Here is a 13,286-nt window from a genome sequence, read left to right on the forward strand (position 1 = left end):
GGGTAGTCGAGAAAATAATAAAAAATTATTTGTATATGCCGTTCAGAGAGTCAAGGACTGATACGCGAACAGCGCCGGCGCGCCGCCGGTATGCAGGAACACGATCGGCTCGCCTTCCTCGAACGCACCTTTCTGCACCCCGTCGAGCAAGCCTGCGAACGCCTTGCCGGTATAGACCGGGTCGAGCAGCAGGCCCTGGCTGCTCGCCAGCAGACGGATGGCATCAAGCGTACCGGTGTTCGGCTCGCCATAACGCGGCCCGTAGTACTCGTCCCACAGCTCGATGGTCAGCGCTTGCGGCACGTTGACGCCCAGTAGCTCTGCGGTGCGTTGCACCAGGCCCATTACCTTGGGGCGTTGCAGATCGGCGGGGCGCGATACGGTGATGCCAAGCACGCGCCATTCGGGCAGCACGTGGGCCAGGGCCAGCGCCAAACCCGCATGGGTCGCTCCGCTTCCCGAGGCCAGCATCAGGGTGCCGCTGTCGAGACCCTTGGCCGCGACCTGCTCGGCGAACTCCAGCCCTGCCTTGACATAGCCCAGGGTACCAAGTGCATTCGAGCCGCCGATCGGAATCACGTAAGGTTTCTTGCCGGTGGCACGCAGGCGGTCGGCCTTGGCCATCAGCATCAGATCCGGCTCCTCGAGGTTATCGACGTGCTCGACGCGTGTGCCGAACAGATCCAGTAGCAGGCGGTTGCCGTTGTGCAGGTAGTTCTGCTCCTGCGTATCGATAGGGTTTTCCAGCAGGGCCACGCAGGCCAGGCCCAGCTTGGCGGCCAGCGCGGCGGTCTGGCGCACGTGATTGGATTGGATGGCGCCCGCAGTGATCAGCGTATCGGCCTGTTGGGCCAGCGCGTCGGATCCCAAGTATTCCAGTTTGCGGGCCTTGTTGCCGCCCAGGGCGAACAGGGTCAGGTCATCGCGTTTGACATAGATATCGCGGCCCACATGGTGCGACAGGCGCAGCAGATGTTGCAGCGGGGTGGCATGGGGAACCAGTTCCAGGCGCTCGAAACGGTTCAGGGCTTCGCTGATCATGTTCGTCAATCCGCAATGGGGGGTGTCTTCACTTTAGAAGTGACCGCCCGAAACACAACAAGTGCGCCGGCCCTGCTTATTCTGATAAGAAATATGAGAATGAATTAAAAGTATTTTCCACGTATAACTGAGGGCCGTATTGTCAGCGCGCCGACCCTATCCGGCCCGGCCAATCATCCCATGCCGCTGTCGATCCAACGGCAACTACCGAGAATAAACATGAAAAAAACGCTTCTGTTGGCTGCATTGGCCTCTGTCCTGACTACCCAGGCATTCGCCGCGGAGAAACTCACTGTGGCCGCGACGCCGGTTCCTCACGCTGAAATCCTCGAGCTGATCAAGCCCAAGCTGGCGGAGCAGGGCGTCGACCTCGAGATCAAGGTGTTCACCGATTACGTGCAGCCCAACCTGCAGGTCGAGCAGAAGCAACTCGATGCCAACTACTTCCAGACCAAGCCGTACCTGGACAGCTTCAACGAAAGCCGCGGCACCCACCTGGTGATCGTCAAGGGCGTGCACGTCGAGCCCTTCGGCGGCTACTCGCGCAAGTACAAGAGCCTCGATGAGCTGCCCGATGGCGCCACCATCGCCATCCCCAACGAAGCGAGCAACAGCGGTCGTGCCCTGCAGTTGCTGCAGCATGCCGGCCTGCTGACCCTGAAGGATCCTGCCAACATCCAGGCCACCCCAAAGGATCTGGCCACCAACCCGCACAACTTCAAGTTCAAGCAGCTCGAAGCGGCCATGCTGCCGCGCGTGCTGGATCAGGTCGACCTGGCACTGATCAACACCAACTACGCGCTGGAAGCCAAACTCAACCCGAACAAGGATGCGCTGGTACTGGAGAACAAGGATTCGCCGTACGTGAACTACCTGGTTGCTCGCCCGGATAACCAGAACAGCGAGTCCATCAAGAAGCTCGCCGATGCGCTGACCAGCCCGGACGTGAAAGCCTTCATCGAGAAGAAGTACTCGGGCGCCGTGGTGCCTGCGTTCTAAGGATCTGTCCGCGATCTTTTTCGGCGACATGAAGAGGCGGCTACAAGGCAGAAGCGGCCACTCAAACCAACCTGTGGGAGCCCCGACCTCGGGGCGAAACGATTGCAGCCTGACTGCCTATCCGGCGGTGCCTGAACGAATCGCCGCGAGGTCGCGGCTCCCACAATGGATCGGATAACGACCGCTCCTGCCACCTCTCAATCAAAGCCGAAAGATCGTAAGCGAGCTCTAAAGCTCACAGCTGCTGTACCAAACGCCGACAGGGCTGAACCCTGTCGGCGTTTTCTTTTGTTCAGGCGAATGCGGATCGCCATAAGCAAATGCTAAAAAGGTATTTAAATTAATTTTTTTATATCGATATAGTTCACCCATGCGTACCCGCTGGCTAACCGGCGCGCCGCACGACTGAATACAGGTGCCGAACACCTGCTTCTGAGATGCGCCCCATTGGCGCCCTTACCGTGTGGAGTTGCGCAAATGCCCGCCGTGTCGTTGAGTTCTGCCAATCACCAGCCAACGCAGAATTTTGAAGTACGCCCCTTTTCCGCTGCAGTCGGTGCCGAGATCGTCGGCCTCGACCTCAGCCGCCCGCTGAACGACACCGATTTCGCCCGCGCTCATCAGGCGCACCTCGACTACAACGTCGTGGTGTTCCGCGATCAACGCATCACGCCACAGCAGCAGATCGATTTCAGCCGCCGCTTCGGCGTATTGCAGATCCACGTGCTCAAGCAGTTCTTGCTGGAAGGCCACCCGGAAATCTTCATCATCTCCAACATCAAGGAGAACGGGCAGCCGATCGGCCTGGGCGATGCCGGCAAGTTCTGGCACTCGGATCTCTCCTACAAGGAGTTTCCCAGCCTGGGCTCCATGCTCTACGCCCAGGAGCTGCCGGAGGAGGGCGGCGATACCCTGTTCGCCAGCCAACAGCTGGCCTTCGAGACGCTACCGGTCGAGCTGCGCCAGGCCATCGACGGCAAGCGCGCTGCCCATTCCTATACCGCTCGTTACGCCGATGAGGTGTTCGCCGGCATTCGCCGCCCAACGCTTACCGAGGCGCAACTGGCCGAGGTCAAGGCCGTGATTCATCCGGTGGTGCGCACCCACCCGGAAACCGGGCGCCGGGGCCTGTTCGTCAACGAGAACTTCACCACCCACATTCTCGATGTGCCCGAGGACGAAAGCCGGCAGATTCTCGCCGAGCTGTATGCCCACAGCGCCAAACCGGAATTCATCTACCGCCATCAGTGGCAAGACGGCGACATGGTGTTCTGGGACAACCGCGCACTGATCCACCTGGCCACGGGCTGCCCGAGTCATCTGCGGCGGCGCATGCACCGCACCACCATCCAGGGCGACGTACCGTTTTAAAAAGGCCGCCGGAAAACTACCTGCGTTGCCATCGCAGCGTTAAAAACAGGCTTGGATGCGAGTCCAATCAAAATGCTCATGTACTCGCTTTCTCACCTGTTTTTTCGGGGCCGCCATCGGCCTTGCGCTGGCTGCCTCGCCTACGTTTTTCAACGACCTTTTACGCGATAGCCCGCCACACCCCATTTCTGCACTTTTTGACTGGAGCCTCGACATGTCGGCAGGTAAGCGCTTTCCCTTCGTTCCACGTTTTGCCCGGTTGACCGGCGGCATCGTCCTGAGTCTGAGCCTGCTGGCAGGCAGCCTGACGGCGCCGCAAGTCGCTCATGCCGAAGGGCAGATCCGTATCGCCGAGCAGTTCGGTATCGTTTACCTGCTCCTCAACGTGGTACGTGATCAGCAATTGATCGAGAAGCATGGCAAGGCCGAGGGGCTGGATATCAAGGTCGACTGGCAGCAGCTGTCCGGTGGCTCGGCGGTCAACGATGCGCTGCTTTCCGGCGCCATCGATATCGCCGGCGCCGGCATCGGACCGCTGCTGACGGTCTGGGATCGCACCCAGGGCAAACAAAACGTCAAGGGCGTGGCCTCGCTGGGCAACTTCCCGTACTACCTGCTGAGCAACAACCCCAAGGTCAAGACCATCGCCGACTTCACTGAGAAGGATCGCATCGCCGTTCCGGCGGTGGGCGTGTCGGTGCAATCTCGCTTCCTGCAATACGCCGCCGCCAAGCAGTGGGGCGATAAGGAATTCGACCGCCTCGACAAGTACACGGTGGCGCTGCCGCACCCGGATGCCACGGCGTCCCTGAAAACCGGCGGCACCGAACTGACCGGGCACTTCTCCAACCCGCCGTTCCAGAACCAGGCCCTCGAAAACCCCGACGTGCACGTGGTGCTCGATACCTACGAGTTGCTCGGCCCGAACTCGCCGACGGTGCTGTACGCCACAGAGAAATTTCGTAGCGACAATCCCAAGACCTACAAGGCCTTCGTCGGCGCCCTGGCCGAAGCAGCGGATTTCGCCCAGAAGGACAAAGGCGCCGCGGCGGATACCTACATTCGCGTCACCGGCGCCAAGATCAGTCGCGAAGAACTGCTGAAGATCATCGACAACGAGCAGTTCCAGTTCACCGTCACCCCCACCAATACCTACCCGCTGGCCGACTTCCTGCACCGCGTCGGCGCCATCAAACACAAACCGGCCAGCTGGCAGGACTACTTCTTCGAAGACGCCGCCATCGGTCAGGGAAGCTGATAACCCATGAATGCCCCTCTGCAAGGCCACACGGCCAGCACGCTGAATCCAGGCGCCTTCGACACCGTTCTCCAGGTGGACAAGGTCAGCCTCGAGTACCGCACCCCGCAGCGCGTGGTGCGCGCCACCCACGAAGTCAGCTTCGCAGTGGATCGTGCCGATCGCTTCGTGCTGCTCGGCCCCTCCGGCTGCGGTAAATCCACTTTGCTCAAGGCGGTGGCCGGTTTCATCGAACCGGTCGCCGGCAGCATCCGCCTCGACGGTGCCCTGGTACACGAACCGGGCCCGGACCGCATCGTGGTATTCCAGGAGTTCGATCAGTTGCCGCCGTGGAAGACGGTCAAGCAGAACGTCATGTTTCCGCTGCTGGCCTCACGCACCCTGGGTCGTAAAGAGGCCGAGGAGCGCGCTCTGCATTACCTGGAGAAGGTCGGGCTGGCCGCTTTCGCCGATGCCTACCCGCACACCCTGTCCGGCGGCATGAAGGCGAGGGTAGCGATTGCCCGGGCGCTGGCCATGCAGCCGAAGATTCTGCTGATGGACGAGCCTTTCGCCGCCCTCGACGCGCTGACCCGCCGCAAGATGCAGGAGGAGTTGTTGGAGCTGTGGGAAGAGGTGCGCTTCACCCTGCTGTTCGTCACTCACTCCATCGAAGAGGCGCTGATCGTCGGCAATCGCATCCTGCTGCTGTCGCCACATCCGGGCCGCGTGCGGGCGGAAATCAACAGCCACCAGTTCGACCTGCACAGCCTCGGTGGTGTGGGTTTCCAACACACCGCGCAGCGGATTCACCGCCTGCTGTTCGACGAAGACGTCGACGGCGGCGCCGCTGCCGAGCTGGGTTTCCAGGATATCCGCATCGCCTACTGAGGAGCGTTCCATCATGAGTCTTTCACCCGCACGGCGTGAGGAATACGAAATTCCCCTGCAGCCGCTGCCCGGCCTCAAGCTGGAGCGCGAGCTGTCGCTCGGTCAGCGCCTGTGGCAACAGGGCTGGTTGCGCAAATCGCTGATTCTGCTGGCCCTGGCAGTGATCTGGGAGGCGGCTGCCCGCTACCAGGCCAACGACCTGCTGCTGCCCAGCTTCCTGCAGACGGCCAGGGCATTCATCGAGGGCATTGGCACCGGCGAGTTGCTGGAGAAGGTGGCGATCTCGCTATCGGTGCTGGTCAAGGGTTACCTGATCGGCATCGTTCTGGCCTTTCTGCTGACCAGCCTGGCGGTGTCGACCCAGCTCGGCCGCGACCTCTTGTCGACACTGACCTCGATGTTCAACCCGCTACCGGCCATCGCGCTGCTGCCACTGTCGCTGCTGTGGTTCGGGCTGGGCGAGAACAGCCTGATCTTCGTGCTGGTGCACTCGGTGCTCTGGGCCCTGGCGCTGAACACCTACGCCGGTTTTCTCGGCGTTTCCGAGACCCAGCGCATGGCCGGGCGCAACTACGGCCTCAAGGGCCTGCGCTTCGTGCTGTTCATCCTGATCCCGGCGGCGCTGCCATCGATCCTCTCAGGGCTGAAGATCGGCTGGGCCTTCGCCTGGCGCACCCTGATCGCCGCCGAGCTGGTGTTCGGCGCCTCCAGCGGCAAGGGCGGCCTGGGCTGGTACATCTTCCAGAACCGTAACGAGCTTTACACCGACAAGGTGTTCGCCGGGTTGGTGGCGGTAATCCTGATCGGCCTGCTGGTGGAGAATCTGATCTTCGCCAGCATCGAGCGGGTGACCGTCAAGCGCTGGGGGATGCAGCGCTAGGGCCCAGTAGGGTGGATCACGCTTCACCGATTCACCGTGTCGCAATCGCAATGGTGGATGAAAAGAGCGTCATCCACCCTACGTAACCAACTTACTGATCACATAACGAGAAACGACCATGACCAACACGTTCAAATTCGGCCGCCTGGCCACCGCACTGGGCTTGCTCGGCGCCTTGGCGACTCCGCTGGCCGCTCATGCCGAAGGCAAGATCAGCATCGCCCAGCAGTTCGGCATCGGTTACCTGGTGCTGCACGTGGTCAAGGACCAGCAACTGATCGAGAAGCATGCCAAGGCCCAGGGCCTGGACAAGATCGACGTCGAGTGGCGGACCATCTCCGGCGCCACCGCGATGAACGAGGCGCTGCTGGCCGGTGCCATCGACGTGGTCTCGGCTGGCGTGCCGCCGATGCTCACCGTGTGGGACCGCACCCATGGCCGGCAGAACGTCAAGGCCGTGGCTTCGCTGGGCTCTCTGCCCAATTATCTGCTGAGTAATCGCGATGAAGTGAAGACTCTCGACGATCTCGGTGAGAAGGACCGTATCGCGGTGCCGGCCGCCGGCGTTGGCTTCCAGTCGCGCACCCTGCAGATCGAAACCGCCAAGCGTTACGGCAATGCCGACTTCCAGCGTTTCGACAAGATTTCCGTCAGCTTGCCGCACCCGGATGCCACCGCGGCACTGACCAAGGGCGGCTCGGAAATCACCGCGCATTTCTCCAGCCCGCCATTCCAGTACCAGGCGCTGGAAAACCCCAAGGTGCACAAGCTGATCAGCAGCTACGACATCCTCGGTGGCCAGGCCACCTTCAACGTGCTCTACGCCACCGAGAAATTCCACGACGCCAATCCGAAGACCTACAAGGCTTTCTACGACGCGCTGGTCGAGGCCTCGCAGATCATCAAGGCCGACAAGGCCGCTGCGGCCGAGACCTACATTCGCGTGGAGAACTCCAAGTTGCCGCTGGAGTTCGTGAGGAAAATCATCGAGGACCCGGAAAACGACTTCACCGTGTCGCCGCAGCGCACCTTCATCTACGCCGAGAAGTTGCACGAACTGGGCGTGCTGAAGAACAAGGCAAGCTCCTGGAAGGATTACTTCTTCGAGGAAGCCTACGCCAATCCGGGTAGCTGATCCGCGTTGAACTGGATAGTGCCCTGCTATTGGGCGCTTGACTTCTGAAAGCGTAGCGACTCGATTGACGCGTGATATCGAATGGCAACAGCGCTCTGCTGACGAACGCGTCACTGACGTTGCCAAGGCGTTGCTGGTGCGCGTCGGCATCAGTGCGACGCCTTCGAAGGGTCGAGCGGCCACCGAGGCCTTGAGGCCTCTGGCGATCTTGTACAGTCAGTCCTTGCGATTGCGGCGCAACTCCTCCAGCAACTTGTGCTTGTCGCGCTCGCGCTTGGCAATCACGTCACGCTCGCTGCGGATCTGGGCATGGCTGAGCAGGGCAAAGATAAAGCTGCCGCCGATGATATTGCCGGCCAGGGTAGGCCCCGCAAACACCAGCCAGAAATCGCCCCAGCTCACTTCACCGGCATACACCAGATAAGACACCTCTACCGAGCCGACCACGATATGGGTGAAGTCACCCAGTGCCATGAGGTAAGTGATCAGCACGATAATGGCGATCTTGGCGCTTTCCATCGAGGCGATCATCCACACCATGGTGGCGATCATCCAGCCCGAGATGATGCCTTTGGCAAGCATCTTGGACACGTCGTTTTCCATCACCTTGCGGCCGATTTCCAGAAATGCCAGGTCGGTCTGGGTATCGAAAATCGGCAGGCGCAGCATCACCCACGCCACCAGCAAAGTGCCGGCCAGGTTCCCGCATAGCACCACGCCCCAGAGACGCAATAGTCGCCCGAAATTGTTCAGGGTCAGCTTGCTCATCACCGGCAGCACGGCGGTCAGGGTGTTTTCCGTAAACAGTTGCTGACGGGCGAGGATCACCGCCAGAAAGCCCGCCGAATAACCGAGGCTGGCGATCACATGACTTTCATCGCTGGGCCCCAACCGAGAGCGGAACAAACCCATGGCCATCAGCGACAGGCCCATGGTCAGCCCGGCGGCCAGCGCCGACCACCATAATGCTGCGATGCTGCGTTCCAGCTCATGGTCGCCCTGGATCCTGATGGTCTCATGCAACACCGCCGCCCGCGGCGGCAGCTTCTCATCGATCTCGCGCTCTTCTTCGGCTGACAGGCCGGGTGTCTTGCCGTCTGCTTGTTCTTGCATACCGGTTACCTTCATGGGTGAAACGACGGAGGCCCGTCTGTCTAAGAACCTGTTCAAAGTCTGCTGTGCGTCGGCACTGCGGCGTTAAAAACAGGCTCGGACTGCTCATTTACAGCTCGTAAACTCCGCGTCCTCGCCTGTTTTCGCCTTGCATTGCTCTAGCTCGCTAGACTTTGAACAGGCTCTGAGGATTCAGACCTGCGGCGCCCGGCGTCGTTCTGCCGTCATGAAGGCGTCCTTGCCTCGCGGCAGGATGGGCTACGGCGCAGCCGTGCGTTAAACGTCAACAGACCTCAGTGCGTAGTGGAATATGATTATGATAAAAGGGTTCTTTTAAGGCATAAGGCCATCAGGCAGACTGCCGCCCTTATCTGCCCCCTCGTAAGGAAACCCTGGATCATGCTGAAGAAAATCCTGCTGGCGACTGCCGTCACCACGTCGCTGCTTGGCAGCGCTGTCGCATCGGCGGCGGACAAGCCGATTCTGAACGCCTCCTACGATGTCGCCCGTGAGCTGTTCGCCGAGATCAATCCCAAGTTTCAGGCTCACTGGAAGGCCGAGACCGGCAAGGATCTGAAGATCGACCAGTCGTTCGCCGGCACGTCGCGCCAGGCTCAGGACATCATCCAGGGCAAGAAGGTCGACACCGTGACCTTCAACCAGGTCACCGACGTGGACATCCTCGCCAAACGCGGCCTGGTGCGTAAGGACTGGGCCGAGCAGTTCCCCAACCACAGCTCGCCGTACTACAGCACCACCGCATTCCTGGTGCGCAAGGGCAACCCCAAGGGCATCAAGAACTGGGACGACCTGGCCCGTTCCGACGTGAAGCTGGTGTTCCCCAACCCGAAAACCTCCGGCAACGCCCGCTACAGCTACCTGGGCGCCTGGCTGTACGCCAACGAAGCGTTCAAGGGGGATGAAGCGAAGATCAAGGAGTTTGTCGGCAAGGTGCTGCGCAATGTCGAGAACTTCCCCACCGGCGGCCGTGGCGCCACCGTGGCCTTCGCCCAGAACGGGCAGGGCGACGTGCTGCTGAGCTTCGAATCGGAAGTGGTGAACATCGCCAAGGGTGAGGAATTCAAGTCCGGCGAGTTCGAGGTGATCGTGCCGCCAGTGAGCGTGCTGGCCGAATTCCCGGTCGCCATCGTCGACAAGGTGGTGGACGAGAAGGGCACCCGTGACGTGGCCAAGGCCTACCTGGACTTCCAGTACAGCAAAGACATCCAGAAGCTGCTGACCACCTACCACTATCGCGTGCAGGACAAGGAAGTGGCCGCCGAGACCGCCGGCCAGTTCCAGGATCTTCGTCTGATCAACCCGACCGACGTGCTGGGCACCTGGGACGAGATCACTGCCAAGCACTTCGATGGCAATGGTATTCTTGACCAGCTTCTGGCCGAAGGCCGCTAATCGGCTTGCAGTCGACCGACGGCGATAAGGCAAAAGCGGTCGCTACGTAGGGTGGATGACGCTCTTTTCATCCACCGTTGCGATCGCGGAGTGGTGGACGGATGAAGCGTCGTCCACCCTACAGGTGTCCGCTCTCGCAACGCCGCCTTGCAGTCGTGCCGAGGACGTTACCGCGACAGAAGAAGTAGGGGCCTACTGCGGGCCGTGAGCGGCGAACCACCCTGATTATTGAGCCGCATCAGCCGTATTCCACAAACCGCCGACTTCCGGCGGTTTGTGCATTCAAGGATTTCCGAGTGAGCAAGACCCCCGTTTTCTTTCTGCAGAATCCGCTGCTGCCGGGCTTTGGCCTGAGCTTCGGTTTCAGCGTCTTCTACCTGTCGCTGGTCATTCTGTTTCCGCTGTCCGCCCTGTTGCTGTACGTCAGCGACATGAGCTGGGCGCAGTACTGGCAGGCGATCAGCGATCCGCGTGTAGTGCAGAGTTACAAGGTGACCATCAGCGGCGCCTTCTACTCGACCGTGATCGTGCTGCTGATCGGTTTGCTGATCGCTTGGATCATCACCCGTTACGACTTTCCGGGCCGCCGTCTGGTCGATGCCCTGGTGGACCTGCCGTTCGCGCTACCGACCTCGGTGGCCGGTTTGACCCTGGCGACCTTGCTGGTGCCCGGCGGTTGGCTCGGCCAGTACTTCGAGGCTGCGGGCATCAAGATCGCCTATGCCTACCCGGGCCTGCTGATCGCCATGGTGTTCACCAGCCTGCCATTCGTGGTGCGCACCGTGCAGCCGGTGCTGCAGAGCCTGGGCAGCGAGTACGAGGAAGCCGCGCGCACCCTGGGCGCCAAGAAATGGCAGAGCTTCGCCTACGTGGTGCTGCCGAGCTTGCTGCCTGCGCTGATCACCGGTGCGTCGCAGGCCTTCGTGCGCAGCCTGGGTGAGTTCGGCGCGGTGATCATGATCGCCGGCAACATTCCCTATAAGACCGAAGTGTCGTCGCTGATGATTTTCGTGCGCCTGCAGGAATTCAACTACCCGGCAGCGGCGGCGATCGCCTCGGTGATTCTGTTGGCGTCGCTGTTCCTGCTGTTCAGCCTGCAGGTGGTGCAGGGCCGACTGTTCAAATGGCAGAGGCAAGGCCGATGAAGAAGCCCCAACACTGGCACCAATGGTTGCTCATCGGCCTGGGCCTCGGCGCGGTCGCGCTGATGCTGCTGGTGCCCCTGGCGCTGATTTTCACCCGGGCGCTCAGCGGTGGCTGGGCGATGCTGGTCGACAACCTGTCCCAGGATTACATGCAGCACGCCATCGGCCTGACTCTGCTGGTCGCCGCGCTCACCGTGCCGCTGAACCTGTGCTTCGGCATTCTGCTGGCCTGGTGCGTGACCCACTACGATTTCCGCGGCCGCAAGCTGCTCACCACCCTGGTGGACATTCCCTATGCGGTGTCGCCGGTAGTCGCCGGCCTCTGCTATCTGGTCGTCTACGGGCTGGAAAGCGCCCTGGGCCAGTGGTTCTACGATAACGACATGCAACTGATGTTCGCCTGGCCGGGGATCGTCATGGTCACGGTGTTCGTCACCGCTCCGTACGTGGCGCGCATCCTGATTCCGGTGATGCAGTCCCAGGGCAATGACGAGGAAACCTCGGCGCTGTGTCTGGGCGCCAATGGCTGGCAGATCTTCCGCCACATCACGCTGCCGAACATCAAGTGGGCGCTGCTGTATGGCGTGGTGGTCACCAATGCGCGGGCCGTTGGCGAGTTCGGTGCGGTGTCGGTGGTCTCCGGCACCATTCTCAACCAGACCCTGACGCTGCCGTTGCTGGTCGACCAGCTCAACAACGACTACAAGCCGGTGGCGGCCTTCACTGCGGCTGCCTTGTTGGCTTGCATGGCGTTGATCACCTTGTTGCTGAAGACCTATATGGAATGGCGGCAGCGGGTGAATATGCAGCGCGCCGCCGACAGCTAACTAGCGCGCAAGCTGGGTCAGGTGCCGGGCCAGTGCGGCCTTGAACGGCGGCATATTCTGCGCCAGGCGCAGGCCTGCATTGCGCAGCAGGCGGGTAGGGACGCGATCATCGGTGTACAGCCGCACCAGCAGGCTGGTGGCCTGGTAGAGCGGCCAGCTGGCTCGCTGCTGGGCACCGGCGTAGCGCTGCAGGACGCCTGGCTCACCGATGTCCCGGCCCTGGCGCAATGCGCCGAGCAGGGTATCGGCCAGGCGCTTCTGGCTTTGCAGCCCGAAGTTGAAACCATGTGCCGTGACCGGGTGCATGCCCACTGCGGCGTCGCCCACCAAGGCACTGCGCAACCCGGCGAAGCGCTCGGCATACACGCCCACCAGCGGGTAGGTGATGCGCTCGCCAATCAGCTCCATGCGCCCCAGGCGGCGGTCGAAGCGCCGCTCCATCTCGCGAGCGAAGGCCTGGCCATCGAGGCCTATCACCTGATTCATTTCCGTGGGCTCGAGGGTCAGTACCGCCGAGGCGCAGTTGCCATTCAACGGTAGCAGTGCAAGGGTCTGCCCGTAGCCGAACCACTCCCAGGCCACTTGCTCATGGTTGCGCTCGTGGGCCATGCGGCATACCAGCATGGTCTTGCCGAAGTCCTCCATGCGCGCGCCGATTCCGAGGCGCCTGCGGGTTTCGGAAAAGCGGCTGTCGGCTGCGACGATCAGGCGTGCGTCCACGGCGGTGCCGTCGCTCAAACGCAGGGCGACACTTTCAGCCGAGCAGCTCAGCTCGCTGATCGTACGCTCGCAGAACAGTTCGACGTCTGGGCATTCGCTCACCGCATCATAGGCGGCCCGGCGAATCGCCTGGTTGGGCACCAGGCAGCCAAGGCGCTCCTTGCCAACCGCCGCAGCGGCAATGCGCAAGGCATAGAGCGAAGGGCCGTTGAGCACCTGGGCGTCGCGCAACGGAGCGATCTCTTTGGCGCAGAATCGCCGCCACAGACCCAGGTCTTCGAGGATTCGTTGCGAGGCGTGCGTCAGCGCGATCTCACGGCCGTCGAACGGCGGGGCAGTCAGTTCCGCCTCGGGCTGACGCTCGATGATGCGGATCGACAGGCCATGGCCCGATAACGAACGCGCCAGACACAACCCCGCAGGCCCGGCGCCCACGATGACGACATCGGCTTTCATGGCCGTTTCTCCTGTCAAAGACCAGACCGGAGCCTAGGTCAGCACGTACCGGCAAGCC

General features: G+C 61.6%; 12 protein-coding genes. 9 read left to right on the forward strand and 3 right to left on the reverse strand.

The annotated features are described in order from the left end of the window. Positions 1–42: 42 nt before the first annotated feature. Complete coding sequence (locus BVH01_RS10060; protein WP_075930186.1) at positions 43–1,041, reverse strand: D-cysteine desulfhydrase; 999 nt, start codon at positions 1,039–1,041, stop codon at positions 43–45. A 219-nt stretch (positions 1,042–1,260) separates the two neighbouring features. Between BVH01_RS10060 and BVH01_RS10065 the strand changes: the two genes are divergently transcribed. The 6 genes from BVH01_RS10065 (at position 1,261) to BVH01_RS10090 (ending at position 7,554) form a co-directional block, all read left to right on the forward strand. Beyond that, positions 1,261–2,040: a MetQ/NlpA family ABC transporter substrate-binding protein gene (locus BVH01_RS10065; protein ID WP_075930187.1), complete on the forward strand. Its 780-nt coding sequence runs from the start codon at positions 1,261–1,263 to the stop codon at positions 2,038–2,040. Between the two features lie 477 nt (positions 2,041–2,517). Then, complete coding sequence (locus BVH01_RS10070; RefSeq protein WP_075930188.1) at positions 2,518–3,411, forward strand: TauD/TfdA family dioxygenase; 894 nt, start codon at positions 2,518–2,520, stop codon at positions 3,409–3,411. 214 nt (positions 3,412–3,625) lie between these two features. After that, positions 3,626–4,669, forward strand: coding sequence for an ABC transporter substrate-binding protein (locus BVH01_RS10075; protein WP_075930189.1), 1,044 nt, complete (start codon positions 3,626–3,628; stop codon positions 4,667–4,669). A gap of 6 nt (positions 4,670–4,675) precedes the next feature. After that, positions 4,676–5,539, forward strand: a complete 864-nt coding sequence (locus BVH01_RS10080; RefSeq protein ID WP_075930190.1) for an ABC transporter ATP-binding protein — start codon at positions 4,676–4,678, stop codon at positions 5,537–5,539. A gap of 13 nt (positions 5,540–5,552) precedes the next feature. Next, a complete protein-coding gene (locus tag BVH01_RS10085) occupies positions 5,553–6,419 on the forward strand; it encodes an ABC transporter permease (protein ID WP_075930191.1) in 867 nt (288 codons plus the stop codon). A 118-nt stretch (positions 6,420–6,537) separates the two neighbouring features. Continuing rightward, positions 6,538–7,554 (forward strand): ABC transporter substrate-binding protein, encoded by a 1,017-nt coding sequence (locus BVH01_RS10090; protein ID WP_075930192.1) that lies wholly within the window; start codon positions 6,538–6,540, stop codon positions 7,552–7,554. Positions 7,555–7,770: 216 nt separating this feature from the next. Here the strand turns inward: BVH01_RS10090 and BVH01_RS10095 are convergent, their stop codons facing one another. Continuing rightward, positions 7,771–8,667 (reverse strand): formate/nitrite transporter family protein, encoded by an 897-nt coding sequence (locus tag BVH01_RS10095; RefSeq protein ID WP_075930193.1) that lies wholly within the window; start codon positions 8,665–8,667, stop codon positions 7,771–7,773. 399 nt (positions 8,668–9,066) lie between these two features. On the opposite strand from BVH01_RS10095, the gene cysP reads away from it, so the two are divergent. The 3 genes from cysP (at position 9,067) to cysW (ending at position 12,052) form a co-directional block, all read left to right on the forward strand. Continuing rightward, a complete protein-coding gene (cysP, locus tag BVH01_RS10100; protein ID WP_075930194.1) occupies positions 9,067–10,080 on the forward strand; it encodes a thiosulfate ABC transporter substrate-binding protein CysP in 1,014 nt (337 codons plus the stop codon). Positions 10,081–10,376: 296 nt separating this feature from the next. After that, positions 10,377–11,225, forward strand: a complete 849-nt coding sequence (gene cysT, locus BVH01_RS10105; RefSeq protein ID WP_013791498.1) for a sulfate ABC transporter permease subunit CysT — start codon at positions 10,377–10,379, stop codon at positions 11,223–11,225. Continuing rightward, entirely contained in the window at positions 11,222–12,052 is an 831-nt protein-coding gene (gene cysW, locus BVH01_RS10110) for a sulfate ABC transporter permease subunit CysW (RefSeq protein ID WP_075930195.1), read from the forward strand. The genes cysT and cysW overlap by 4 nt, the downstream gene beginning before the upstream one ends. On the opposite strand, the gene ubiM is transcribed toward cysW, so the two are convergent. After that, the gene (gene ubiM, locus BVH01_RS10115) at positions 12,053–13,228 is read right to left on the reverse strand and encodes a 5-demethoxyubiquinol-8 5-hydroxylase UbiM (RefSeq protein ID WP_075930196.1); all 1,176 of its coding nucleotides are present in this window, start codon (positions 13,226–13,228) and stop codon (positions 12,053–12,055) included. Positions 13,229–13,286: the final 58 nt, after the last annotated feature.

The sequence above is a fragment of the Pseudomonas sp. PA1(2017) genome (assembly GCF_001945375.1).
Classification (GTDB): Bacteria; Pseudomonadota; Gammaproteobacteria; order Pseudomonadales; family Pseudomonadaceae; genus Aquipseudomonas.